General features: G+C 67.4%; 26 protein-coding genes. 17 read left to right on the top strand and 9 right to left on the bottom strand.

Annotated features, from left to right (window positions below):
- Positions 1-52: 52 nt before the first annotated feature.
- Entirely contained in the window at positions 53-1,051 is a 999-nt protein-coding gene (locus CCR98_RS05450; protein WP_087921799.1) for a polyprenyl synthetase family protein, read from the top strand.
- Between the two features lie 112 nt (positions 1,052-1,163).
- Here CCR98_RS05450 and CCR98_RS05445 read toward each other — a convergent pair whose 3' ends face one another.
- The gene (locus tag CCR98_RS05445; RefSeq protein ID WP_087921798.1) at positions 1,164-1,949 is read right to left on the bottom strand and encodes a dienelactone hydrolase family protein; all 786 of its coding nucleotides are present in this window, start codon (positions 1,947-1,949) and stop codon (positions 1,164-1,166) included.
- A 134-nt stretch (positions 1,950-2,083) separates the two neighbouring features.
- Here CCR98_RS05445 and CCR98_RS05440 point away from each other — a divergent pair, with 134 nt between their 5' ends.
- Positions 2,084-2,668, top strand: coding sequence for an SMI1/KNR4 family protein (locus CCR98_RS05440; RefSeq protein WP_087921797.1), 585 nt, complete (start codon positions 2,084-2,086; stop codon positions 2,666-2,668).
- A 54-nt stretch (positions 2,669-2,722) separates the two neighbouring features.
- Here CCR98_RS05440 and CCR98_RS05435 read toward each other — a convergent pair whose 3' ends face one another.
- From CCR98_RS05435 to CCR98_RS05420, 4 genes are all read right to left on the bottom strand, one after another.
- Complete coding sequence (locus CCR98_RS05435; RefSeq protein ID WP_087921796.1) at positions 2,723-3,256, bottom strand: hypothetical protein; 534 nt, start codon at positions 3,254-3,256, stop codon at positions 2,723-2,725.
- A gap of 114 nt (positions 3,257-3,370) precedes the next feature.
- Positions 3,371-4,780: a UDP-N-acetylmuramoyl-L-alanine--D-glutamate ligase gene (gene murD / locus CCR98_RS05430; RefSeq protein ID WP_087921795.1), complete on the bottom strand. Its 1,410-nt coding sequence runs from the start codon at positions 4,778-4,780 to the stop codon at positions 3,371-3,373.
- On the bottom strand, positions 4,761-6,113 hold the full coding sequence (gene murL, locus CCR98_RS05425) for a UDP-N-acetyl-alpha-D-muramoyl-L-alanyl-L-glutamate epimerase (protein ID WP_087921794.1): 1,353 nt from the start codon (positions 6,111-6,113) through the stop codon (positions 4,761-4,763). Before murL ends, murD begins: the two co-directional genes overlap by 20 nt.
- A gap of 76 nt (positions 6,114-6,189) precedes the next feature.
- Entirely contained in the window at positions 6,190-8,784 is a 2,595-nt protein-coding gene (locus tag CCR98_RS05420; protein WP_087921793.1) for a bifunctional aspartate kinase/diaminopimelate decarboxylase, read from the bottom strand.
- 75 nt (positions 8,785-8,859) lie between these two features.
- On the opposite strand from CCR98_RS05420, the gene CCR98_RS05415 reads away from it, so the two are divergent.
- Together CCR98_RS05415 and CCR98_RS05410 are read left to right on the top strand one after the other, a co-directional pair.
- A complete protein-coding gene (locus tag CCR98_RS05415) occupies positions 8,860-9,732 on the top strand; it encodes a PhzF family phenazine biosynthesis protein (RefSeq protein ID WP_087921792.1) in 873 nt (290 codons plus the stop codon).
- A 131-nt stretch (positions 9,733-9,863) separates the two neighbouring features.
- The gene (locus tag CCR98_RS05410; RefSeq protein WP_087921791.1) at positions 9,864-10,742 is read left to right on the top strand and encodes a PhzF family phenazine biosynthesis protein; all 879 of its coding nucleotides are present in this window, start codon (positions 9,864-9,866) and stop codon (positions 10,740-10,742) included.
- Between the two features lie 104 nt (positions 10,743-10,846).
- Here the strand turns inward: CCR98_RS05410 and CCR98_RS05405 are convergent, their stop codons facing one another.
- Positions 10,847-11,278 carry an OsmC family protein gene (locus CCR98_RS05405; RefSeq protein WP_005408443.1) on the bottom strand — a complete coding sequence of 144 codons (432 nt, stop codon included), beginning with the start codon at positions 11,276-11,278 and terminating at the stop codon, positions 10,847-10,849.
- 371 nt (positions 11,279-11,649) lie between these two features.
- Between CCR98_RS05405 and CCR98_RS05400 the strand changes: the two genes are divergently transcribed.
- From CCR98_RS05400 to CCR98_RS05385, 4 genes are all read left to right on the top strand, one after another.
- Entirely contained in the window at positions 11,650-12,048 is a 399-nt protein-coding gene (locus CCR98_RS05400; protein ID WP_010483539.1) for an HU family DNA-binding protein, read from the top strand.
- Between the two features lie 254 nt (positions 12,049-12,302).
- On the top strand, positions 12,303-12,611 hold the full coding sequence (locus CCR98_RS05395; RefSeq protein ID WP_005408441.1) for a DUF3861 family protein: 309 nt from the start codon (positions 12,303-12,305) through the stop codon (positions 12,609-12,611).
- Between the two features lie 56 nt (positions 12,612-12,667).
- Positions 12,668-13,207 (top strand): hypothetical protein, encoded by a 540-nt coding sequence (locus CCR98_RS05390; RefSeq protein WP_087921790.1) that lies wholly within the window; start codon positions 12,668-12,670, stop codon positions 13,205-13,207.
- 82 nt (positions 13,208-13,289) lie between these two features.
- Positions 13,290-13,886, top strand: a complete 597-nt coding sequence (locus CCR98_RS05385) for a DUF1439 domain-containing protein (RefSeq protein WP_014036282.1) — start codon at positions 13,290-13,292, stop codon at positions 13,884-13,886.
- A gap of 38 nt (positions 13,887-13,924) precedes the next feature.
- Here CCR98_RS05385 and CCR98_RS05380 read toward each other — a convergent pair whose 3' ends face one another.
- Together CCR98_RS05380 and CCR98_RS05375 are read right to left on the bottom strand one after the other, a co-directional pair.
- Complete coding sequence (locus CCR98_RS05380; protein WP_087921789.1) at positions 13,925-14,467, bottom strand: type 1 glutamine amidotransferase domain-containing protein; 543 nt, start codon at positions 14,465-14,467, stop codon at positions 13,925-13,927.
- Between the two features lie 130 nt (positions 14,468-14,597).
- Positions 14,598-15,065 (bottom strand): SET domain-containing protein-lysine N-methyltransferase, encoded by a 468-nt coding sequence (locus CCR98_RS05375; protein ID WP_012479369.1) that lies wholly within the window; start codon positions 15,063-15,065, stop codon positions 14,598-14,600.
- Positions 15,066-15,278: 213 nt separating this feature from the next.
- On the opposite strand from CCR98_RS05375, the gene CCR98_RS05370 reads away from it, so the two are divergent.
- From CCR98_RS05370 to CCR98_RS05350, 5 genes are all read left to right on the top strand, one after another.
- A complete protein-coding gene (locus CCR98_RS05370) occupies positions 15,279-15,734 on the top strand; it encodes an SUF system Fe-S cluster assembly regulator (RefSeq protein WP_005408436.1) in 456 nt (151 codons plus the stop codon).
- A 17-nt stretch (positions 15,735-15,751) separates the two neighbouring features.
- The gene (gene sufB / locus CCR98_RS05365; protein ID WP_014036280.1) at positions 15,752-17,227 is read left to right on the top strand and encodes a Fe-S cluster assembly protein SufB; all 1,476 of its coding nucleotides are present in this window, start codon (positions 15,752-15,754) and stop codon (positions 17,225-17,227) included.
- Between the two features lie 72 nt (positions 17,228-17,299).
- A complete protein-coding gene (gene sufC / locus CCR98_RS05360) occupies positions 17,300-18,064 on the top strand; it encodes a Fe-S cluster assembly ATPase SufC (protein ID WP_087921788.1) in 765 nt (254 codons plus the stop codon).
- The gene (gene sufD, locus CCR98_RS05355) at positions 18,064-19,326 is read left to right on the top strand and encodes a Fe-S cluster assembly protein SufD (RefSeq protein WP_087921787.1); all 1,263 of its coding nucleotides are present in this window, start codon (positions 18,064-18,066) and stop codon (positions 19,324-19,326) included. The genes sufC and sufD overlap by 1 nt, the downstream gene beginning before the upstream one ends.
- The gene (locus tag CCR98_RS05350) at positions 19,323-20,579 is read left to right on the top strand and encodes a cysteine desulfurase (RefSeq protein ID WP_087921786.1); all 1,257 of its coding nucleotides are present in this window, start codon (positions 19,323-19,325) and stop codon (positions 20,577-20,579) included. The genes sufD and CCR98_RS05350 overlap by 4 nt, the downstream gene beginning before the upstream one ends.
- 15 nt (positions 20,580-20,594) lie before the next feature.
- Here CCR98_RS05350 and CCR98_RS05345 read toward each other — a convergent pair whose 3' ends face one another.
- Positions 20,595-21,170, bottom strand: coding sequence for a transposase (locus CCR98_RS05345; protein ID WP_332455001.1), 576 nt, complete (start codon positions 21,168-21,170; stop codon positions 20,595-20,597).
- Between CCR98_RS05345 and CCR98_RS21265 the strand changes: the two genes are divergently transcribed.
- The 4 genes from CCR98_RS21265 to CCR98_RS05330 all read left to right on the top strand — a co-directional run bounded on the left by CCR98_RS21265 (position 21,060) and on the right by CCR98_RS05330 (position 22,832).
- Entirely contained in the window at positions 21,060-21,299 is a 240-nt protein-coding gene (locus CCR98_RS21265) for a hypothetical protein (protein ID WP_232463133.1), read from the top strand. The two genes, CCR98_RS05345 and CCR98_RS21265, sit on opposite strands and share 111 nt — an antisense overlap.
- A gap of 59 nt (positions 21,300-21,358) precedes the next feature.
- Positions 21,359-21,898 carry a GNAT family N-acetyltransferase gene (locus CCR98_RS05340; protein WP_087921784.1) on the top strand — a complete coding sequence of 180 codons (540 nt, stop codon included), beginning with the start codon at positions 21,359-21,361 and terminating at the stop codon, positions 21,896-21,898.
- Positions 21,895-22,227 carry a non-heme iron oxygenase ferredoxin subunit gene (locus CCR98_RS05335; protein ID WP_061479221.1) on the top strand — a complete coding sequence of 111 codons (333 nt, stop codon included), beginning with the start codon at positions 21,895-21,897 and terminating at the stop codon, positions 22,225-22,227. The genes CCR98_RS05340 and CCR98_RS05335 overlap by 4 nt, the downstream gene beginning before the upstream one ends.
- Before the next feature lie 191 nt (positions 22,228-22,418).
- A complete protein-coding gene (locus tag CCR98_RS05330; RefSeq protein ID WP_087921783.1) occupies positions 22,419-22,832 on the top strand; it encodes a hypothetical protein in 414 nt (137 codons plus the stop codon).
- Positions 22,833-22,857 lie beyond the last annotated feature (25 nt).

The following is a 22,857-nucleotide window of genomic DNA, read 5'->3' as shown; positions in this document are numbered from 1 at the left end:
CGAATTCACGGCCAGCGCCTATAATCGGCGGTGAGCCTGAAAGCCTGATCGCATGACCATCACCGAAGACACCCGTCCCGCCCTGGGCCTGCCCCAGATCCAGTCGCTTGCTGCGGCCGACATGGCCGCCGTCGATGCCCTGATCCGGCGCCGGCTGTCCTCGGACGTCGTGCTGATCAACCAGATCGCCGACCACATCATTTCCGCCGGCGGCAAACGCCTGCGCCCGATGCTGGTGATGCTTGCCGGCCACGCGGTCGGCCACGCCGGCCCGGACCACCACCAGCTGGCGGCGATCATCGAGTTCATCCACACCTCCACCCTGCTGCACGACGACGTGGTGGACGAATCCAGCCTGCGCCGTGGCCGCAGCACCGCCAACGCGCTGTGGGGCAACGCGCCCAGCGTGCTGGTCGGCGACTTCCTGTACTCGCGCAGCTTCCAGCTGATGGTCGAGCTGGAGCGCATGTCGGTGATGCAGATTCTGGCCGATGCCACCAACCGCATCGCCGAGGGTGAAGTGCTGCAGCTGCTGCACGTGCACAACCCGGATACCGACGAAGCCGCCTACCTGCGCGTGATCGAGCGCAAGACTGCGGTGCTGTTCGCTGCCGGTACCCGCCTGGGTGCGCTGGCCAGCGGCGTGGATGAAGCCACCCAGCAGGCCCTGTTCGACTACGGCATGCACCTGGGCTACGCGTTCCAGATCGCCGACGACGTGCTGGACTACTCGGCCAACGCCGAGGAACTGGGCAAGAACCTCGGTGATGATCTGGCCGAAGGCAAGGCGACGCTGCCGCTGATCCACGCGATGGCCCACTCCGACGACGCCACCCGCGAGCGCCTGCGCACCATCGTGCAGGACGGCGATGCCTCGGCGATGCCGGAAGTGCTGGCTGCGATCCGCGCCACCGGCGGCCTGGAGTACAGCCGCGCGCGTGCCGAGGAATATGCCGAAGCCGCCGAGCGCGCCCTGGACGGCCTGGCCGACAACGATGCCGTGGCTGCCCTGCGCGGCCTGGCCCGCTACGCGGTGCAGCGTTCGCATTGACCGGCCAAGGTGTGCCGACCAACGGTCGGCACCCACAATGATCGGCAAGTGCCGGCCGTTGGTCGGCACGGAAACATCGGTGGGTGCCGACCGTTGGTCGGCACTATCGGCACTACATGAAGCGTTCCTCGAAGAACTCATCCAGCGTCTTCCACGCGCGCTTGGCCGCCCGCTCGTTGTACTGGCAGCCCGGCGGGCTGTTGGCATCGCGCTCGGCGAAGCAGTGCACCGCGCCGCTGTAGTTGGTGAATTCCCAGTCGACCTTGGCGGCGTTCATTTCCTTCTGGAAACCGGCGATGTCCTCGGCGGTCACGCTCTTGTCGTCGGCGCCGTTGAGCACCAGCACCGACGGGTGCGTGCCACCGGCCTGTGCTGGCAGCGGCGAACCCAGCCCGCCGTGCAGGCTGACCACGCCGGCCAGCGGCGCACCGGCACGGGCCAGTTCCAGCACCGTGGTGCCGCCGAAGCAGAAGCCCACCGCACCGATCCGGCTGGCATCGAGCGGCGCCTTGCCGGCCTGCGCCTTGAGCACGTTCACCGCTTCCAGCGCGCGGGCACGCAGCAGCGGCCGATCGTTGCGCAGCTTGCTGGCCACCGGCCCGGCCTCGGCATCGGTCTTCGGCCGCACGCCCTTGCCATACACATCGGCCACCAGCACCACATAATCATCGCCGGCCAGCTGCTTGGCCTTCTCCACGGCCGACTCGTTCACACCCTTCCAGTTCGGCACCATCACCAGGCCCGGGCGCTTGTCATGCCCGCCGTCGTCATAGACCAGCACGCCACTGAAGGTCGTGCCCTGGTGCTTCCACTCCACCGGCTGCGTCTTCATCGCCGCCCACGCCGGCATTGCCGCCAGCCCCAGCATCACCGCCACACCGCATCGCCAACGATTCATGCGCCTGCTCCGCAAGAAAAAGGGGACGGAGGGGATTAAGCCGTATTCACCCCTCCCGCGTCGCATTCTGCATTGGCGACGTGACGCAGGTGTGGTTGGATACGACTTAATCCTCTCCGTCCCCTTGTTGCCGCATGAACCTTGTTGATCGCTTTCTGTCTGGCCTTGTTCCGCGTCTGCCTGCCGACAATGCCCCGCAATGGGCCCATGTGCAGGGCGCCAGCGCCGAAGACCTGCAGCGCCTGCGTGCGCAGTGGCCGCAGGTGCCGGACAGCCTGGTGGACCTGTTGTCGCGCGTTGATGGCACCCACTTCCGCGAGTACCCCGGCGGCGAGGTCTGCGTCCTGGTGCTCGGCTCGGACGTGGAGGACGGCGGCTATCCGTACTACCTGCGCTCGGTCGCGCAGATCTTCGAGGACCAGCAGCAGTGGGACGACAGCATCCGTTCCATCTACGAAGAGTGGCTGGATGACGAGCCGGAGATTCTGGGTGAAGGCATCGACGCCGATCTGCCGATGAACCGCCGGCTGTGCTTCTCGCACTGCATGAACAACGGCGGCACCTCGATGCTGTATCTGGATTTTGATCCGACACCGGGCGGCACCGTCGGCCAGGTGGTGCGCTACCTGCACGATCCGGACAGTTACGCGGTGATCGCGCCGAGCTTCGATGCATATCTGCAGCAGCTGATCGACAGCGACTACGCGTTCATCGAGTAGACCCCCGCCATGCGTGGATGAATTTACGCGTGGGTTGCCGGCCAGCGGCCGGCACTACCCGCGTTCTATCCAATGCAAGGTACCCGGCTCGAGCACCAACAGATCCTCCGCCGCCAATTGCGCTCGTGACCAGTGACGTTCCGGCGGCTTCGGCTGCCGGGCCCCCACCGAGCCATCGTAAACACGCACAAGAAGTCCGATGCGCGCGGCACCCGCGCCCAGCAGGGCATCCATTCGCTGCAGCCACTGGCCGGCATCCGCCAGGCCTTCGCTCTGGCGCGCCTGCCGCTCCTGCTCGAAATGCGCCAACTGTTCGGCCACGGCGCGGGCGATCTTCGCCTCGCTCCAGCCCTTTCTCCGCCAGCGCTCGGCATCGCCTTTCCACTCCGGCGCAGCCTGCGCCGATGCCAGGGCCGTGCCGCAATCGCAGTGCGCAGCACTCAGCCACGGTTGCCAATCCGGGCCGACCGCTGCCTGCAGGCTGGGCGACGCCTGGGCGAACAGGCGCCGGCCGCCGCGCCGCATGATCGCGGCGGCTTCCACGTGCGCAAACGAGGTGGGCAGGAACAGAGTGATGAAGGTGCACATGCGGGTGTCCGGGTCCGTCCGGGAATGCGCCCATGGTAAATCCACGCCACGCGTGGATGCGGTACCCCGGGTTGCCGGCCGGTGGCCGGCACCACCGGAGACAGGGGCCGGCACTCAGGCGATGCCCAACCCCGGAATCGCGCTGATGCTGTCCGGATCAAACCCAGCCAGTTCGGCGAAATGGCGGCCACGCGCCACGTAGTCGCGGTAGGCACCAAAGCTCGGCGCACCCGGCGACAGCAGCACCACCCCGCCCTGCGTACCCAATGCGGTACGCGCCAAGGCCATCGCCTCGGGCAGGTCGCCCGCCGCGTGCAGGCCGAAACGACCGGCATCGGCCAGCGGTTGCAGCATGGCGTGGATGCGCGGGCCGTTGCTGCCCATGGTCACGATCTCCACCGGCGGCACGTCGTGCGCCATGTGCTGCATGAAATCGGTCCAGTCCAGGCCACGGTCGTGCCCGCCCACCAGCAGTGCGATGCGCTGGCCGGCGAAACACTCCAGCGCAGCCAGACTGGCATGCGGCGTGGTGCTGATCGAATCGTTCACGTAACTCAGGCCATCGGCCACGCCGATGCGCTGCAGGCGGTTCGGCAATGGACGGAAGTCCTGCACCGCCGGCACCAGCGCCACCGCATCCAGCCCCAGCGCTTCCAGAGCGGCCAGCACCGCGCACAGGTTGCCGCGGTTGTGGCGACCCGGCAGCGGCGTGTTGCGGGTATCGAACACGGCCTGCTCACCGCGATGCACGATGTCACCGCGCATATGCCAACCCTGCGGCTGGTTGAACCAGACCACCTCGCTATCGGGCAGCGACAGCGCGGCCAGGTGCGGATCGGCGGCGTTGAGTACGGCGATGCGTGGCGCGGCTTCAGTCACCAGCCGCAGCTTGTCCTCGATATAACGCTGCTCGCTGCCGTGCCAGTCCAGATGTTCCGGGAACAGGTTCAGCACCACCGCCACCTGCGGATGGGCGCCACTGCGCACCACTTCGCCAGTCTGGTAGCTGGACAGTTCCACCGCCCAGTACTCGGGGGCGGGCTGCGGATCCAGCACTTCCAGCAGCGGCAGGCCGATGTTCCCGACCAGGCCGGTACGGTGGCCGGCCGCGCGCAGCAGATGCGCGACCAGTGCGGTGGTGGTGCTCTTGCCCTTGGTACCGGTCACGCACACGGTGTCGTGCACGATGCCGTCGGCACCCGCATGCTCGGCAAACCACAGCGCGGTGCCACCGATGAAGGTAGTGCCGCGCTCCGCGGCCGCCAGCGCGATCGGCTGGTACGGGCTGATGCCGGGCGACTTGATCACCACCTCGAAGGCGGCCAGCGCCTCGGCCGAGGGTTCACCACGAACATCCAGCGCGCCCTGCGTTTCTGCACGCGCGGCCTCGGCTTCAGCTGCCGGGCAGAACAGGCTCAGCGGCAAAGTGGGCAGGCGCGCGCGCAGCACCGAGAATGCCGCACGGCCCTCCCGGCCCCAGCCCCACAGCGCGACGCGCTTTCCTTCAAGCTTCGAAATCTTCACGCACCCGTTCCCACAGCGCAGCCGGAACGCGGTGCTCGCCCTGCAGCTGCAGCAGCGGTGCCAGTTCCAGTTCGGCGGCATCCAGCTGCGGCTGGATCTCGTTGCAGAAGCGCTTCACCAACACGTCTTCCTTCCATTCCGGGCGCTGCGCCAGGGTCGCCATCGCCGCACGCGATTCGCGGCCTTCGCCCACGCACTCGAACGGTTTGTGGTCCTGGAACTCCAGCAGCGCGTCGAAGCCACCGGCCTGCTCAGCATCGTCCAGCAGATTGCGGCCGAAGATGCGCACCAGGCGCGTCTTGGGCATGAACGGAGCCAGCGCAAGGAACACGAAATGGCACTTCGGGCAGACGCCGCACCAGCGGTTCACCGGGCGCTCGCCGAGGATGTGGAAGTTGCGGTTGCAGCTGGAAAAGTGCGCGTCGTAGAAATCGGTCTTGGCGAACTGGCGGGCCACCGCCAGCTCGGACATCGGGCGCAGCAGCGAGTAGTACTGCAGGTCCGCCGCCACGTACTTCCGCACATGGCTGCCGAACGCCTGCTCGCAGGCCCAGCCCTTGGACCACTGGTGATTCACTTCGCCGGTGCCCGGAATCTGGCTGCCGTAGCTGGCCGAACGCTCGTTGGAGAACACGACCTGGTCCACGCCGTGCAGCAACGCGGCCAGCACCATGATTGCCGAGTTCACCACCGTCACCGGGATATGGCCGTTCCAGGCGCCCTGGCGGTTCAACTCGAACAGTTCCGGTGCCAGCGTGCGGCCCAGGTTCAATGTCGGCAGGCCGGTGCGCTCGGCGCACGCACGGATCAGCTGCGAGCCGCCGATCCAGGTCACGGTTTCGTCCACGCCGGCACGGCGCAGCGCTTCGATGCTGACCAGCGAATCCTTGCCGCCGCCGATGGCCACCAGCGCGTGCGGCTGCAGGCCCAGCGCCGGCGCCTGCACGCTCTCGCCCTGAACCGGCAACCGGAAGCGGCCGCGCAGGTTCAGGCCGTTGCGGTAGGCGAATTCGCCCAGGCCATTGAGGTAAATGGTCTCCACCAGTGCGGCGGTATCGGCATCGATGCTGTAACTGTCGATGCTGGCCGTCTCCGGTACGCCCGCCTTGTAGTAGCTGACGCCGGCGATCAGGTGCAGCAGCTGCAGCGCACGCTGCACGGCGGCGGCGCGCGCCTCGTCCAGCACGAACGGGGCACCGGGCACGGTGATGGTTTCCACCATCTCCGGGCCGTCGTCGAAGGCGTAGACCAGCCGGGCCACGCCGGTATCCGCTGCGAAGTCGCAGCGGACGAAGCGGAAGCGGGAAACCTGGTGTTTGTCGAAAGCAGTCATGGTGTATCCGGTCAGGCACGGGCCCGCGCGAGGGCGCGGGGCGTGTCGGTGGGCGGGTGCAGGGCGCGCGCGGTGGTCATTCGATCACATCTTCGCGCGGCAGCATCCGCTGGTTGTAGGTGTTGGCCATCACATAGCCGTAGGCACCGGCATCGGCGATCAGCATCACGTCGTCCGGCGCAGTCGACACCGGCAGCTTGCGGCGCTTGCCGAACACATCGCTGGATTCGCAGATCGGGCCGACCACATCGAACGCCGCTTCGGCATAACCGCCCTGGCGGCTGAGGTTCTCGATGTCATGCCAGGCGTCGTACAGCGCCGGGCGCATCAGTGCGTTCATGCCGGCGTCCAGGCCAACACGCCGCACGCCGTCCTTCTCCACCACCTGGGTGACATGGGTCAGCAGCACACCGGACTCGGCCACCAGATAGCGACCCGGTTCGATCGCCAGACGGAACGCCGGGTGCAGCGTCTTGACCTCGGCCAGGCCCTCTGCCCACGCATCCAGATCGAACGGCTCGTCTTCGTCACTGTACGGAATCGGCAGGCCACCGCCGATATCGATGGTGTGCACGCTGCCGATGCGGCGGGCAAAACCAGCCAGCTCATCGCACATCAGGCGCCAGTGCTGCGCGGTTTCCACGCCACTGCCGAGGTGCGCGTGCAGGCCGACCACGCGGCTGCCCAGATCGGTGGCCGCGCGCACGAACTCATCGACACGAGCGATCGGCAGGCCGAACTTGGACTCCTTGCCGCCAGTGCGAACCTTGGCATGGTGGCCTTCGCCACGGCCCAGATCGACGCGCAGCCACAGCTCACGGTTGCGGAACAGGTCCGGCCAGCGCTGCAGCGCTTCGACGTTGTCGACGGTGACGGTCACCCCCAGCGCGAACGCAGCTTCGTACTCGCTGCGCGGGCAGAAGCTGGGGGTGAACAGCACGCGCTTGGGCGACAGTTCCGGCAGGTGCTGGAACACGTGCTTCAGTTCGCCGTGCGACACGCACTCCAGACCGAAGCCCTCGGCTTCCAGCAACTGCAGGATGGCCGGGTGGCTGTTGGCCTTGATCGCGTAGTAGCGCTGGTCGATCGGCTTGATCGCGGCCAGCGCGCGGGCACGGGCGCGCACCGTCGGCAGGTGGTAGACATAACGCGGCGTGCCGGCATCGGCCAGCTGCAGCAGGTGCGCACGCTGGCCCCGCCACCACGGCGTGCCACGCGGGCGCACGGTGCCGGCGATCTCGCGCCAGCGCGGGCCGAACACTTCGGTCTCCTCCACCGGCATCGCACCGCTGTCGATCAGCTCGGCGTGCAGGATCGGCAGCAGGCCATCGGCATCGGCCTCGTCGATGACGAAGGTGAGGTTCAGGTCGTTGGACGACTGCGAGATCATGTGCACGCGCTCGCGGCCGAAGGTGGCCCACACGTCCGACAGCTTGTGCAGCAGCGAACGCATGCCACGGCCAACCAGGGTGATGGCCGCGCACGGCACGATCACCTTCACCTTGCAGATCTGCGACAGGTCGGCCGACAGCGCGGCCAGCACATCGGTGTTGACCAGGTTCTCGGACGGGTCAAGCGACACGGTGACGTTGGTCTCGGCCGAACCGATCAGGTCCACCGACAGGCCATGCTTCTTGAACAGGTTGAACACATCGGCCAGGAAGCCGACCTGCTGCCACATGCCGATGCCTTCCATCGACACCAGCACGATGCCGTTGCGGCGGCTGATCGCCTTTACGCCCGGCACCGGCGCAGCACTGCCGTCGATGCTGGTGCCCGGCAGTTCCGGGCGCTCGGTATCGAGGATGGCCATCGGCACGCCGGCATCGCGGCACGGCTTGATCGAGCGCGGGTGCAGCACCTTGGCGCCGGTGGTGGCGATTTCCTGCGCCTCGTAATAGTCCAGGCGGGTCAGCAGGCGCGCGTCCGGCACATCCTTCGGGTTGGCGCTGAACATGCCTGGCACATCGGTCCAGATCTCCACGCGGCTGGCGCCGAGCAGCGCGCCGAAGTACGCCGCCGAGGTATCCGAGCCACCACGGCCGAGGATGGCGGTACCGCCATCGGCATGCCGCGAGATGAAACCCTGGGTGATCAGCAGGCGGGTCGGCTGCGCGCGGAAGCGCTGCATCCACTCGGCATCGGCACGCCACTGGCAGTTCACCGACAGGCGCTGCGACCAGTCGCTCTGGTTCGGCTGCGGCGGCATCGCGTCCAGCCACTGGCGGGCATCCATCCAGCCCATGTCCAGGCCCGAAGCGTGCAGATAGGCCGCGCCCAGCGTGGACGACAGCAGTTCGCCCTGGCCCAGCACTTCGGCCTGCCAGTGCAGCGGACGGGTGGCCGCACGCGGGTCGTCGAGCAGGCCCTGCAGCACTGCCAGGCGCTCGGCCAGTACCTCGCGACCCAGGCCCAGTTCGGCCAGGAAGCCTTCATGGCGTTCGACCAGCGCGGCCACGCGATCACGGCTGTCCGGCGCGCCATCGGCGATCGCGGTCAGTTCGTTGGTGACCCCGGACAGCGCCGACACCACCACCAGCACACGCGAGCCGGTCTCTTCCGCGCGTTTTTTCGCCAGCTTCCCGATCGTGTCCCAGCGGTGACGACGCGACACCGAAGTGCCGCCGAACTTCAGTACGATCCAACGATCGACAAGGGGGGAAGCTGACATGGATTGGCTATGTAGAATGTGGGGAAGCCGCCCCTGGGGGCGGAACCTTTGATTCTAAGCGCAATATCCCCGTAGATGGCCGTCCTTCGTTACCTGCAGCTCGATGTCTTCGCCCCCCGCCCCGGCACCGGCAACCCACTGGGCGTCATCCTGGACGCCAACAACCTCTCCGGCGAGCAGATGCAGGCCCTGGCCGCCTGGCTGAATCTGTCCGAGACGGTGTTCTTCCTGCGCCCCACCGCGCCCGGCGCCGACTACCACATCCGCATCTTCACCCCGACCCGTGAGCTGGCCTTCGCCGGCCACCCCAGCGTCGGCGCGGCCTGGGCGGCGGTGAGCTGCGGCCTGGCCCAGCCTCGCGACGGCGCCCTGCTGCAACAGTGCGCGGCGGGGTTGCTGCCGGTGCGGGTGAGCGGCCCGGCCGAGGCGCTGGAGATCCAGCTGGCCAGCCCATCGGCCCGGCAGCTGGCGACCGACGCAGATGCGGCACCCGAAGCACTGCTGGCGCTGGCCGACAGCGGGCACGTGCCCGAACTCTGGGACAACGGCGCACGCTGGTGGCTGCTGCCGCTGCGCGATGCCTCCGCCGTACGCAACCTGGCGCCGGACATGGCCGCCCTGCGCGACTGGAGCCTTGCCACCGATGCCACCGGCGTGGCCGTATTCGCCGACGAGGCCGGCAGCGACCACACGCGTGTGGTGCGCGCCTTCTGCCCCGCCGATGCGGCCAGCGTGCCGGAAGATCCGGTCACCGGCAGCGCCAATGCCCTGATCGGTGCCTGGCTGCGGCAGCGCAACGCCCTGCCTGGCCGCGAGGGCCGCTACGTGGCCAGCCAGGGTCGCGAAGTCGGCCGCGATGGCCGCGTGCAGGTGCAGGTCGACGCGCAGGGCACGGTCTGGATCGGCGGCCAGGTGCAGCCGGTCATCGACGGCCACATCCGCTGGTAGCGCACGGAAAAAAGGGGACGGAGGGAATTAAGTCGCTTGTGCCCCATGTGCCATAAGCGACTTAATTCCCTCCGTCCCCTTTTTTGTGCCCCGCGCTACGCTATGCCGCCTGTTTACTGGAGTCCTGCCTGATGTCCACCCGCCGTTTCCTGCAGCTGGATGTGTTCTCCCCGCGCGCCGGCGCTGGCAATCCGCTGGCCGTGGTGCTTGATGCCGAAGGCCTGGACGATGCCAGCATGCAGGCCATTGCGCGCTGGACGCGCCTGCCCGAGACCACCTTCGTGTTTCCGCCGCAGGTCGCAGGCGCCAGCTACCGGCTGCGCATGTTCAGCCCGCAGAAGGAGGTTCCGTTCGCCGGCCATCCCAGCGTCGGCACTGCACATGCGGTGCTGCAGGCGGGCCTGGCAGCGCCGGTCGATGGCGTGCTGGTGCAGGATGGCATTGCAGGTGCGCTGCCGCTGCGCGTCAGCGGTGAGGGCGCGCAGCAGCGCATCGCCATCCGCACCCCGCGCGCGCAGCTGGCCGAGACCGTTGAGGCCACCGATCCTCGCCTGCAGGCGGCACTGAAGGGATGGACGCTGGGTACGCTGCCACCGGCACGCATGCAGGGCGGGCGCAGCTGGTGGGTGGTGCAGGTGGCCGATGAAGCGACACTGCGTGCCCTGCGCCCGGACTGGGACGCGGTCGCGGCTCTGGCCGAATCCACCGACAGCATGGGCGTGTTCGCCTATGCCTTCAGCGATGGCCGCGAGGGCTTCGATCTGGCGGTACGTGCCTTCGTCGGCAATGGCCGTCGCTTCGAGGACGCCGCCTCGGGTGCTGCCAATGCGGTGCTGGCCGCATGGCTGGACCTGCGCGATGCCCTGCCCCATGGCCGTGCACCATTCGAAGTCAGCCAGGGCCGCGAAGTCGGCCACGACGCGCGCCTGACCCTGCGGGTCGATGAAGAAGGTGAGGTCTGGTCCGGCGGCCAGGTGCAGACGGTGATCAGCGGCACCATCGATTGGTGATCCGCAAGCTGCTGTAGAGCCGAGCCCACGCTCGGCTGCTTTACGGTCAGATCATTGCAGTTGCGTGAGCCGAGCGTGGGCTCGGCTCTACAGGTAGCGGCCGCTCAGCCCAGTTCGGCCTCCAGGCTGATCGGCACCGCGCTCAGCGCCTTGGACACTGGGCAGTTCTGCTTGGCGTCATCGGCAATGGCACGGAACTGCGTCGCATCAATGCCGGGCACCACCGCCTTCACCTTCAGCCGGATCTGCGACAGCTGCGGGCCGCCTTCCAGCGACAGATCGACCTTGGCCTCGGTATCCAGCGAGGTCGGGGTGAAGCCCGCCTCGCCAAGCTTGGCCGACAGCGCCATGGTGAAACAGCCGGCGTGCGCGGCAGCGATCAGCTCCTCCGGATTGGTGCCCTTCTCGTCGCCGAAGCGGCTGTTGAAACCGTAGCGGGTCTTGTCCAGCAGCCCGCTCTGCGGCGTGCTCAACTGTCCCTTGCCCGACTTCAGATCGCCTTCCCAGTGCGCGGTGGCGTGTCGCGAGATTCCCATGTGCTGCTCCTGCGTGGCGGTGATGAACGGTCACCCTCGCATGGGACGCGTTAGCCCTGCGTCGCTCCGCCGCATGCCGCGCGTCCGCCGGAAACCGGACAACTGGTCACTTCTTCGCCAGGCCAGCACGCATTTTTCCCTTGTTTTCAGTGGTTTCGCGCATTCCACCGATGGGCCGGCACCCGCCATCGTGCACGCTGCCATGCCCCCATCCCCCACCGCCGGCCATGGACTGAATCGGCCTGGATATGAAAAAACATGCACTTTCCGCGCTTCGGGCTATTGGCGGCGCCCGAGAGTTGCCCTACATTGCGCTTGCCGACGGGGTTCGGCGCCGACCAAACAACCAACCGTTCACGGAACAGGAAACCATGGCAAAGACCGCTAAGAAGGCTGCCCCGAAGAAGGCAGTGAAGAAAGTCGCGACGAAGGCAGCCGCCAAGCCGGCCGCTCCGAAGCCGATCAAGGAAGTGCTGACCAAGTCCGGCCTGGTTGCACACATCGCTGAAGCCTCCGGCGTCATCGCCAAGGACGTCCGCGCTGTGCTGGCCTCGCTGGAAAGCGCCGTCGCCTCCTCGGTGCACAAGAAGGGCGCTGGCTCGTTCACCCTGCCGGGCCTGCTGAAGATCACCACCGTCAATGTGCCGGCCAAGCCGAAGCGCAAGGGCATCAACCCGTTCACCAAGGAAGAGCAGTGGTTCGCTGCCAAGCCGGCCACCACCAAGCTGAAGGTGCGTCCGCTGAAGAAGCTGAAGGACGCCGCGCTGTAAGCGCGCGCCCCAACGCGGATTCCGACGGGACGGCTCTGGCCGTCCCGTTTTTTTTGTCCGGACCACACCCCGCAACACAGCGTTGCCGCGGCCCCGGCAATCCCCGTGCAGGCCCGCCACCACTGGCTGCCGGCGCTCCGCAAAGGGCGCGGAACGTACCGGGTGGAACACTGCGTGCGGCGCCGGCCGTCGCCGCCGGCCCTGGCCTTGCCTATGGTGGGCACATCCTCCACAGCTACGGCGAGCACACCCTCATGGCCAGCCCCTCCACCCGCTACCGGATCTCGGTGACCCCGATCGAAAAGGACGGGCTGCAGTGCACCGGGCGCTGCACCATCGAACTGGAACACCGCGCCAGCCGCGACCTGATGCGCCTGCTGGAGGCGGCCCCGCGTACCGCCGGCATCAGCGGCGATGAGCGCGCGACCCTGGTGATCGCCACCCAGCTGCTGCGCGACATCGTGCAGCGCCACGCCGAGACCGACGGCCACGCACTGGCCGCCATCGCCGGCCAGGTCCTGCCGGCGCTGGACGCGCTGGAGCAGCTGCCCTCCTCCCGCTGATACCGGCGCAACCGCTACACTGCCGCCCTTCAGATTGCCTCGGGGAGGAGGCAGGCATGCGCAGGATCCTGTTCCTGATCGCACCACTGGTGCTGCTGGGTTGTTCACGCCCGGCGGCACAGGCGCCGGATGACATCGCGGCAGCGTCCGCTCCCGTCGCCGCCACCGCAGCAGCGGACACCGTTACCGGCCCCGATTCCGCAGCACTGCAGGCGAGCGATGTGCCGCTGCTGTCCGCCGTCGTGGATGGTGCCGAGCCACCCTCGACGATGCTCAACCGCTACGTGGCCGCGCTGCTCAACCGCGACCGCGCCGCCAGCGATGCCGCCTGGACGATCCCGCCCGGCGACCCGCGGCATGCCGACGACGCCGCGCTGCGGCAGCTGCAGGACCTGCGCACCCTGCGCCTGCACAGCGATACCCCGATCGCCCGCGACGAGCGGCAGCCACCGCAGCTGCTTGAGGTGCCGGTGCAGATCCGCGCGGTCACCACCAACGGCACGTTCCGCTTCGGCGGCTGGTACCGCGTGCAGCCCAGCAGCGATGGCAGCGCGTGGCAGATCCAGTCGGCACAACTGCGTCCAACGCTGGACTGAACCGTTGCAGCGGCATGCACGCGCGATTCAGCCTGCGCGGCTACTCTTTGTTCCATCCATTTGCTTCCCACCGGTCACCGCCATGCGCCTGCGTTCCCTGATGACCCGCCTCGCGGCCTCCACCGTGCTGATCGCTGCTGCGATCGGTGCACAGGCGGCTCCCTCCATCTCCGGCCGCGAACTGTCGGTGGGGGCCAGCGACGTGCAGCAGTACCTCGATGGCAGCTTCCCGCGCACCCAGGACGCCCTCGGCGGCCTGATCGCCCTGACCATGAGCCATCCGCAGCTGAGCCTTCCGGCCGGCGAACGCTTGAACCTGGGCATGGACGTCGCACTGGCCACCGCCGGCGGCAACCCGGCCAGGCTGGGTACGGTGAAGCTCAGCAGCGGCCTGCGCTACGACGCGCAGACCCAAGGCTTCCACCTGCAGCAGCCGAGCGTGGATGACTTCACCCCGGCCAACCAGGGCGGCCGCCTCGACTCGCGCACCCGTGGCCTGCTCAATGCATGGCTGAGCGACTACGCCCAGCGCGAACCGATCTACAAGCTGGACCCGGCCGTGGCCGGGGTGCTCGGCGCCCTGCAGGTGCAGTCGGCACAGGTGAAGAACGGCAAGCTGGTGGTCACCTTCAACCAGAACCTGGGCAACTTGGTGCCGGCGGGCGTGCTGGGTAAATAAGATAGTGCCGGCCGCTGGCCGGCACTATCGGCAGAACATCACGCGGCCAGTGCTTTGACCACCGCCTCACTGAAGGCTGGGATGTCGTCCGGCTTGCGGCTGGTGATCAGGTTGCCATCGACCACGACCTCGGTGTCGCGCCATTTGCCACCTGCGTTGGACAGATCCTGCTGCAGGGACGGCCAGGACGTGACCTCGCGTCCCTCAGCCAGGCCGCTGTTGATCAGCAGCCACGGGCCATGACAGATCGCCGCCACAGGCTTGCCGGCTTCATCCACTGAACGGATGAAGGCCAGTACGGCATCATCGGTACGCAGCGTGTCCGGATTGATGACCCCTCCGGGTAGAACCACGGCATCGAAGCGTGCAGGATCCGCCTCATCCAACGGAATATCCACCGCGACGGCGTCGCCCCAGTTCTTCTCCTTCCAACCCTTGATCGTCGCTTCCTTTGCGGGCGAGACCACGCTGACGCGCGCCCCTTCCGCTTCCAGCAAACGCTTGGGTTCGGTCAGTTCGGACTGTTCGAAGCCGTGGGTGGCAAGGATGGCAATCTGCTTGCCCTTCAATCGATCTGCCATGGATGCACTCCGGTTGGGGGGAGCCCACAGCATGGAAGAACGGCCCTTGCGCGGCGGTGACCCCGTCGTGCACGGCAGGTGGAGAGCCTCCACATAGTGCCGGCCAGCGGCCGGCACTACCCGATGCGGATCAGCGCTTGGGCTGCAGCATCGTGCCGGTGCACTTGGGCGAGCCGCAACGGCACTCCCAGATCTTCTTCAGCTTGGCCGTGTGGCGCTCGGCCAGGGTGATGCCGTAGTTGTAGGTCAGCTCCTCGCCGGCCTTGATATCGCGCAGTGCCTCGATGAACACCTTGTCGCCCCGGCTGTCGCCGTCCTCGTCTTCCTCGATCACCGCCTCGCAGTTCGGGTCGCAGCTGTGGTTGATCCAGCGCGCGTCGTTGCCCTTGTAGTTGGCATCGATCACCCAGTCATCGTTGAGGGTGAACAGGAAGGTGTGGCCGCTTTCGACGTCGCCGCTGTCATCGGCATCGACATCGCCGTGGCTGCGCAGCAGGCCCTTGTACTGGATCACGCGCTCGCCCTGCTTGATCGGGGCCACGGCGAACACGCCGTTGCCATGGATGGCGGACTTGCGGGCTTGGATCTTCTTCGGCATCGGCACGGGCTGTTTGCAGCGGATGGAACGGGGATTCTCGCCCATTCCGGGTGATTGCGAAAATCACCCCGTTGGCGCAGCATTGCGCCCAGGCAACGGCCTGCCCCGGTGTGTCCTCCCGGCCCGACCCCAGCGCCGGCTGAATGCCCGGGTTGGATGGCGGCGAATAAAAGCGTACAATTTCAGTCCGCTTTAAGAACCGCTCGCATCCCCATGTTGCGCGTCACCAAACTCACCGATTACGCCACCGTCGTACTGACCGTGCTCGCCGCCCGTCCGGGCGAGGTGCTCAGTGCCACCGAGCTGGCTGAATTCACCGGTCTGGAGCCGCCCACCGTCAGCAAGGTGCTCAAACCACTGGCCCAGGCCGGCCTGGTCGAAGGCCTGCGCGGCGTCCGTGGCGGCTACCGGCTGACCCGCCCGGCCATCGAGATCTCGCTGTTCGAAGTGGTCGAAGCAATGGAAGGGCCACTGGCCCTGACCGAATGCAGCCACGACCACCACCAGTGCGGCATGGCGCCCAAGTGCGGTGCGCGCAGCAGCTGGCGGCTGATCAACGACGTGGTCTCCGAGGCCCTGCGCGATGTCACCCTCGCCCAGATCCTGCCCCCTCTCCCCCTTGCCGATGACGAACAGCGCCGCACCATCGCTGTCGACGTCGTCTCCTGATCCGTAGGCAGCCCCCCATGGCCACCGAAACCATCGAAAACGTCGCCCACGACGACACCCCCAACCGCGAGATCCACGAGCAGCTCGGCCGCAAGTATTCGGCCGGCTTCATCACCGAGATCGAATCGGACTCCCTGCCGCCGGGCCTGGACGAGGACACCATCCGTGCCCTGTCGGCCAAGAAGGACGAGCCGGAGTGGATGACGCAGTGGCGCCTGGATGCCTACCGCCACTTCCTGACCATGCCGATGCCCGACTGGGCCAAGCTGGAGATCGCCCCGATCGACCTGCAGGCGCTCAGCTACTACTCCGCGCCGAAGGGCCCGAAGTACGCCTCGCTGGATGACGTGCCAAAGGAACTGCTCGACACCTACGACAAGCTGGGCGTGCCGCTGCACGAGCGCGCCAAGCTGGCCGGCGTGGCGGTGGATGCGGTGTTCGACTCGGTGTCCGTGGGCACCACCTTCCGCAAGGAACTGGCCGAGAAGGGCGTGATCTTCTGCTCGATGTCCGAGGCCATCAAGGAACACCCGGAGCTGGTGCGCCAGTACCTGGGCACCGTGGTGCCGGTCGGTGACAACTACTTCGCCGCGCTCAACTCGGCGGTGTTCTCCGATGGCAGCTTCGTGTTCATTCCCAAGGGCGTGCGCTGCCCGATGGAACTGAGCACCTACTTCCGCATCAATGCCGGCCACACCGGCCAGTTCGAGCGCACCCTGATCGTGTGCGAGGACAAGGCCTACGTCTCCTACCTGGAAGGCTGCACCGCGCCGATGCGCGATGAGAACCAGCTGCACGCCGCGGTGGTCGAGCTGGTCGCGCTGGAAGATGCCGAGATCAAGTACTCCACGGTGCAGAACTGGTACCCGGGCGACGAGAACGGCGTCGGCGGCATCTACAACTTCGTCACCAAGCGTGCCGAATGCCGTGGCGCGCGCAGCAAGGTCACATGGACCCAGGTCGAGACCGGATCGGCGATCACCTGGAAGTATCCGTCCTGCGTGCTGCTGGGCGACGACTCGGTGGGTGAATTCCACTCCGTCGCGCTGACCCATCACCGCCAGCAGGCCGACACCGGCACCAAGATGATCCACGTCGGCAAGCGCACCAAGAGCAAGATCGTCAGCAAGGGCATCAGCGCCGGCCGCGGCCAGAACACCTACCGCGGCCTGGTCAAGGTCGACCGCAACGCCGACGGCGCGCGCAACTACACCCAGTGCGATTCGCTGCTGATCGGCAAGCAGTGCGGCGCGCACACCTTCCCCTACATCGAGGTGAAGAACCCGGGCGCCACCGTCGAGCACGAAGCGACCACCTCCAAGATCTCCGATGACCAGCTGTTCTACTGCCGCGCCCGTGGCATCAGCCAGGAAGACGCGGTATCGCTGATCGTCGACGGCTTCTGCAAGCAGGTGTTCCGCGAACTGCCGATGGAGTTCGCGGTGGAAGCCAAGAAGCTGCTGGAAGTCTCGCTGGAAGGTTCGGTGGGCTGACCGCCCGCCCCTGCCCCTCGCAAACGCATTCTCTTTACCGGCGGGCCTGGCCCGCCCCACGGAAACCCCACCATGCTGAAGATCGAAAACCTCCACGCCCGCATCGGCGACAAGGAAATCCTCAAGGGCCTGTCGCTGGATGTGAAGCCCGGCCAGGTGCACGCCATCATGGGCCCGAACGGCGCCGGCAAGTCCACCCTGGGCAATGTCCTGGCCGGCCGCGACGGCTACGAAGTGACCGAAGGCAGCGTGCAGTTCGACGGCGTCGACCTGCTGGAGCAGGGCCCGGAAGCGCGTGCCGCCGCCGGCCTGTTCCTGGCGTTCCAGTACCCGGTGGAGATCCCGGGCGTGAACAACACCTACTTCCTGCGCGCCGCGCTGAACGCCCAGCGCAAGGCGCGTGGCGAGGACGAACTCGATTCCATGCAGTTCCTCAAGCTGGTGCGCCAGAAACTGGCCGTGCTGCACCTGAAGGACGAACTGCTGCACCGTGGCGTCAACGAAGGCTTCTCCGGTGGCGAGAAGAAGCGCAACGAGATCTTCCAGCTGGCCGTGCTGGAACCGAAGCTGGCGATCCTGGACGAGACCGACTCGGGCCTGGACATCGACGCGCTGAAGAGCGTGGCCGACGGCGTCAATGCGCTGCGCGGTGCCGACCGCTCGTTCCTGGTCATCACCCACTACCAGCGCCTGCTGGACTACATCAAGCCGGACGTGGTGCACGTGCTGGCCGATGGCCGCATCGTCAAGAGCGGCGGCCCGGAACTGGCGCTGGAGCTGGAAGCACACGGCTACGATTTCCTGAAGGACCGGGTCGTGCCCGAGGCGGCGGTCTGATGAGCGCCCTGCTTGATTCGATGGCCCAGGCCTTCTGCGGCAGCGATGCGCGCCGCGAAGTGCTGGATGCGGCCCTGCGCGACGGCCTGCCGGCCGCCCGCAACGAAGCCTGGAAGTACACCTCGCTGCGCCAGCTGGAACGCCGTTCGTTCGCTGCAGCACCGTTGCAGGGCCCGGCGCTGGACCCCGCGCTGCTGGAAGACGTCCCGGCACCGCGCCTGGTGTTCGTCAACGGCCGCCTGGACGCCGCGCTGAGCGATGTGCAGGCGCTGCCGGCCGGCGTGCAGCTGCAGCCGTTGTCGGCAGCGCTGGCCGCCGGTGAAGACGCCGTGCGTTTCCTCGGCCGCCGCTATGAGCGCAGTGAAGAAGTCTTCGCCCGCCTCAACGCCGCACTGGCCGACGAAGGCGTGGTGCTGCGCGTGGACGAAGGCGTGCAGGTCGAAGCACCGCTGCAGCTGGTGTTCGCCAGCGTGGCCGGCGAGACCGACCTGGCCTGGCATCACCGCCACCTGATCGAACTGCGTGCCGGCGCCAGCCTCGGCGTGGTCGAGCACCGCTTCAGCGTGGGCGATTCGGCCCACCTGGACAACACAGTGCTGCACGCCCACGTCGCTCGTGATGCGGTGCTCAAGCACGCCCGCGTGCAGGCCGGCAGCACGCGCCAGACCAGCTTCCTGCGTACCGACGCAGTGCTCGCCCGGGATGCGCAGTACCACCGCGTGGACCTGGAGCTGGGCGCCGCGCTCAGCCGCCATGAACTGAACGTGCGCCTGGAAGGCGACAACGCCCAGCTGACCGCCAACGGCGTGCTGCTCGGCAATGGCCGTCGCCACGTCGAAACCCGCCTGGGCATCGACCACATCGCACGCGATACCAGCTGCGAACTGCTGTGGCGCGGCGTCGCCGCCAACCGCAGCCGCGTGGTGTTCCATGGTGGCATCCAGATCCGCGAAGGCGCCGACGGCACCGACGCGAACCTGTCCAACAAGAACCTGCTGCTGTCGGCCGATGCCGAGATCGACACCCAGCCGACGCTGGTGATCGACGCTGATGAAGTGAAGGCCGCGCACGGTGCCACCGTCGGCCAGCTCGATGCCAACGCGCTGTTCTACCTGCGCTCGCGCGGCCTGCCGCAGGTCCAGGCGCAGGCACTGCTGAGCGCTGCGTTCTGCCATGAACCGCTGAAGATCCTGCCCGATGCGCTGCGTGCGCAGCTGGCACGCCGCCTGGACAAGGCCCTGGCCGAGGCGGGTGTGGCATGAACCTGTCCACGCCGCGCCCGATCGAAGAACGCACCGGCGCCCCCGACTGGGACCGCGTCCGCCTCGACTTCCCGCTGCTGATGCGTGAAGTGCATGGCAAGCCGCTGGTCTATTTCGACAACGCCAACACCGGCCAGAAGCCGGTGCAGGTGATCGGCGCGGTGGACGAGTTCTACCGCCGCTACAACGCCAACGTCAGCCGCGCGGTGCATGCACTGGGCAGCGAAGCGACCGATGCCTACGAAGGTGCGCGCAACAAGCTGGCGCGCTTCCTCAACGTGCGCCCCAGCGACCTGGTGCTGTGCAGCGGCACCACCTTCGCCATCAACCTGGTGGCCTACTCGTGGGCACTGCCACGGCTGAAGGCCGGTGACGTGATCCTGATCACGCGCATGGAGCACCACGCCAACATCGTGCCGTGGCAGCTGGTCGCGCAGCGTACCGGCGCCACCATCCGCGTGGCCGAGATCACCCCCGATGGTGCGCTGGACCTGGATGCGCTGCGCGCGGCCATGACCCCGGAGGTCAAGCTGCTGGCGGTCACCCATGTCTCCAACGTGCTGGGCACGGTCAATCCGGTGCGCGAGATCTGCCGTGAAGCGCGCAAGCGCGACATCATCACCGTGGTCGATGGCTCGCAAGCCGTGCCGCACCGCAAGGTCGACGTCGCCGCGATCGGCTGCGACTTCTACGCCATCACCGGCCACAAGATGTGCGGGCCGACCGGTACCGGCGCACTGTGGGCACGCCGCGAGCACCTGGACGCGATGCCGCCGTTCCTCGGTGGCGGCGAGATGATCAAGGAAGTCAGCTTCGACGGCACCGTGTTCAACGATGCCCCGCACAAGTTCGAAGCCGGCACCCCGAACATCGCCGGTTTCATCGGCCTGGGCGTGGCTGCCGACTATCTGCAGCAGCTTGGCCAGGAGAACGTGGAAGCGCGCGAAGCCGAACTGCTGGCGCATTTCACCGAGGAGCTGCGCCGCGTCGACGGCCTGCGCATCATCGGCGAAGCGCCGGAGAAGGCGGCCGTGGTCTCGTTCCTGATCGATGGCGCGCATGCCCACGACCTGGCGACCCTGCTCGACCTGGAAGGCGTGGCGGTGCGCTCGGGCCAGCACTGCGCGCACCCGCTGCTGCAGTACTTCGGCGTCGCCGCCACCTGCCGTGCCTCGCTGGCGTTCTACAACACGCACGCCGAGATCGAGCGGTTCATGACTGCGCTGACCAAGGTCCGCAAGCTGCTGGGGTGAGCCCGCAGACCGGGGTCAGATCCCTTTCACCCCGCGAAAGGGCTCTGACCCCATCAACGTTGCCGCCATCCGTCGCTGCGATTGCACCGCCTTCCGTATCGAAGAGAGATCCTGCGCAGGGATACCCTGCTCGATGAACTCGGCGTAGCACCTGCGCCGCTCATCGACATCGGTGGCAATCAACTCAAAGGCCGGATGCGGCACGAGCAATGCGTTCACCCTGCCCTGCGCATTCGCGCGATAGCTCGACCAGCGATAGTCACCAGGATGCGCCACCTTCTCCGCCCGGACCGGGTTGAGCTCGATGTAGCGCTGGCAGGCCAGCAGATAGCGGTCCGTATCCACCAGCGTGGAGTGGAAGCGGCCTTCCCATAACGTGCCGGTGCGGCCCTGCCGATCATTCACCCGACGTACGTAGGTCCGGCTCACCGCCTGCATCATCCGTGACAGCCCGCCGCAGACATCAGGCGTTGCCAGAAGATGGACGTGATCGTCCATAAGCACATAAGCGTGAACCCGGCAGTGCTGCTGGTCTGCGTGATGACACAGCAGACGCAGGTAGGCCACGCGGTCGTCATTCGTGAAGAACACGGGCTGGCGATTGTTGCCACGTTGAACGGCATGTTGCGGGTATCCGGGCGCATCGATCCTTCGGGGGCGTGGCATGAGCGTTTCCTAGGGCTGAAGAGTCAGAGCCCTTTGCTGCACAAAGGGATCTGACCCCTCCCCCAGACCCCTCCCCCATTTGCGCCCGCCCCCGCCCCACCTAGAATGGGGCCATGACCACCCTGACCTTGCGCGCCGCCACGCCGGCTGACATCCCCGCCCTGATCGCCCTCGTCACCTCGGCCTACCGCGGCGACGCCAGCCGCGTCGGCTGGACCACCGAAGCCGACCTGCTGGATGGCGCCCGCATCGACGCCGAAGGCATCCAGGCCGACCTCGACCGCCCGCGCTCCACCATCCTGCTGGCCGAGCGCGAGGGCCAGCTGGTGGCCTGCGCCCACGTCGCCGATGTCGGCGGCAAGGGCTACTTCGGCATGTTCTCGGTCGACCCGGCCCAGCAGGGCGGCGGCGTCGGCAAGCAGATGATGGACGCCGCCGAAGCACACGCCGCACGCGAATGGAAGGTGCCGGTGATGCAGATGACGGTGATCGACGTGCGCGACGAACTGATCGCCTTCTACGAGCGCCGTGGCTACCAGCGCACCGGCATCAAGAAGCCGTTCCCGTATGGCGACGAACGCTTCGGCATCCCCAAGCGCGACGACCTGCGCTTCGAGATCCTGGAGAAATCGCTGGCCGGAGCAGCCGCGTGAGCGATACCTGGACCTTTGTCTGTGCCGGCAATGAGCTGCTGCCGGGTGAAATGAAGAGCGTGTTCGACGAAGTGACCGGCACGCCGATCGTGGTGTTCAACCTCGACGGCGAGCTGTATGCGCTGGAAGACCAGTGCACGCATGAGGAGTTCGAGCTGTCCTCGGGCGAGTTCAACACCGCCGAAGGCAGCGTGGAGTGCGTGTTGCACGGCGCGCGCTTCGACGTGCGCGATGGCCGCGCCCTGTGCGCACCGGCCTATACCCCGGTGCCCAAGTTCCCGGTGAAGCGCGAGCACGACGCCGTCTGGACCCGCGACGACCGGGATTGAGGCGGCGCGCCCGGCAGGGGCGCGCCCTTCCGGAAAGCATCCATTCCCAGGGTGGGTCCACGTGAACGCACTGAGCGCCCCTTCAGGGCGCTTTTCGGCCATCCGGTTGGCTGGCCTGATTGCGCATATGCGAATCATTATCGTTGATGTTATCCTGCGTAACACCTTCGTAACGATCCGCCCCCCGCGCCATGGCTTCGCCCGCGCCCACTGCCACGTTGTGCCAGCTCGCCCGCCAGGGGTGGCCACTGGCTGTGGCCGTGCTGCTGACGCTGCTGCTGGGCTGGTCGGCGCTGCACGAAGGACGCAGCAATGACCCGACTGCCCATGGATGGCAGGCACATGCCGAAGGGTTGCGCCAGGTCATGCCGTTGCCGGCCCCGCCGGCGGACGAATGCCCGCAGTACGCCGCACCGGCACCGGAACCCCCGCTTGATGGCGAGGGCACCTCGCCCTGCACCGGCATGCCCCCCGCGCGCGCCACCCTGGTCGCGCATATCCCGCTGTGGCGTTCCGACGCCCTGCGCTGGCAGCTGCGCGATCCCGCACTGCGGTTGAATCCCGGCCACGCACCGCCCGCACCGCCCGCACCGCACGCCAGCTGAGGCGCCCTGCGGCCGTTGCCGTGCG

The organism is Stenotrophomonas sp. WZN-1 (genome assembly GCF_002192255.1).
GTDB lineage: Bacteria > Pseudomonadota > Gammaproteobacteria > Xanthomonadales > Xanthomonadaceae > Stenotrophomonas.
This window is presented reverse-complemented; position numbering and strand designations above follow the sequence as displayed.

Bases quoted from the DNA above. Each gene is read 5' to 3' on its own strand.
- CCR98_RS05350 (WP_087921786.1), top strand. From the start codon at position 19,323: ATGAACCTGTCCACGCCGCGCCCGATCGAAGAACGCACCGGCGCCCCC.
- CCR98_RS05435 (WP_087921796.1), bottom strand. From the start codon at position 3,256: ATGTGCACCTTCATCACTCTGTTCCTGCCCACCTCGTTTGCGCACGTG.
- CCR98_RS05415 (WP_087921792.1), top strand. From the start codon at position 8,860: ATGGCCGTCCTTCGTTACCTGCAGCTCGATGTCTTCGCCCCCCGCCCC.
- CCR98_RS05390 (WP_087921790.1), top strand. From the start codon at position 12,668: ATGCGCAGGATCCTGTTCCTGATCGCACCACTGGTGCTGCTGGGTTGT.
- CCR98_RS21265 (WP_232463133.1), top strand. From the start codon at position 21,060: ATGGACGTGATCGTCCATAAGCACATAAGCGTGAACCCGGCAGTGCTG.
- CCR98_RS05450 (WP_087921799.1), top strand. From the start codon at position 53: ATGACCATCACCGAAGACACCCGTCCCGCCCTGGGCCTGCCCCAGATC.
- murL (WP_087921794.1), bottom strand. From the start codon at position 6,113: ATGACTGCTTTCGACAAACACCAGGTTTCCCGCTTCCGCTTCGTCCGC.
- CCR98_RS05395 (WP_005408441.1), top strand. From the start codon at position 12,303: ATGGCCAGCCCCTCCACCCGCTACCGGATCTCGGTGACCCCGATCGAA.
- CCR98_RS05420 (WP_087921793.1), bottom strand. From the start codon at position 8,784: ATGTCAGCTTCCCCCCTTGTCGATCGTTGGATCGTACTGAAGTTCGGC.
- CCR98_RS05370 (WP_005408436.1), top strand. From the start codon at position 15,279: ATGTTGCGCGTCACCAAACTCACCGATTACGCCACCGTCGTACTGACC.
- sufD (WP_087921787.1), top strand. From the start codon at position 18,064: ATGAGCGCCCTGCTTGATTCGATGGCCCAGGCCTTCTGCGGCAGCGAT.
- sufB (WP_014036280.1), top strand. From the start codon at position 15,752: ATGGCCACCGAAACCATCGAAAACGTCGCCCACGACGACACCCCCAAC.
- CCR98_RS05380 (WP_087921789.1), bottom strand. From the start codon at position 14,467: ATGGCAGATCGATTGAAGGGCAAGCAGATTGCCATCCTTGCCACCCAC.
- CCR98_RS05375 (WP_012479369.1), bottom strand. From the start codon at position 15,065: ATGCCGAAGAAGATCCAAGCCCGCAAGTCCGCCATCCATGGCAACGGC.
- CCR98_RS05330 (WP_087921783.1), top strand. From the start codon at position 22,419: ATGGCTTCGCCCGCGCCCACTGCCACGTTGTGCCAGCTCGCCCGCCAG.
- sufC (WP_087921788.1), top strand. From the start codon at position 17,300: ATGCTGAAGATCGAAAACCTCCACGCCCGCATCGGCGACAAGGAAATC.
- CCR98_RS05440 (WP_087921797.1), top strand. From the start codon at position 2,084: ATGAACCTTGTTGATCGCTTTCTGTCTGGCCTTGTTCCGCGTCTGCCT.
- CCR98_RS05410 (WP_087921791.1), top strand. From the start codon at position 9,864: ATGTCCACCCGCCGTTTCCTGCAGCTGGATGTGTTCTCCCCGCGCGCC.
- CCR98_RS05405 (WP_005408443.1), bottom strand. From the start codon at position 11,278: ATGGGAATCTCGCGACACGCCACCGCGCACTGGGAAGGCGATCTGAAG.
- CCR98_RS05385 (WP_014036282.1), top strand. From the start codon at position 13,290: ATGCGCCTGCGTTCCCTGATGACCCGCCTCGCGGCCTCCACCGTGCTG.
- CCR98_RS05340 (WP_087921784.1), top strand. From the start codon at position 21,359: ATGACCACCCTGACCTTGCGCGCCGCCACGCCGGCTGACATCCCCGCC.
- CCR98_RS05400 (WP_010483539.1), top strand. From the start codon at position 11,650: ATGGCAAAGACCGCTAAGAAGGCTGCCCCGAAGAAGGCAGTGAAGAAA.
- CCR98_RS05445 (WP_087921798.1), bottom strand. From the start codon at position 1,949: ATGAATCGTTGGCGATGCGGTGTGGCGGTGATGCTGGGGCTGGCGGCA.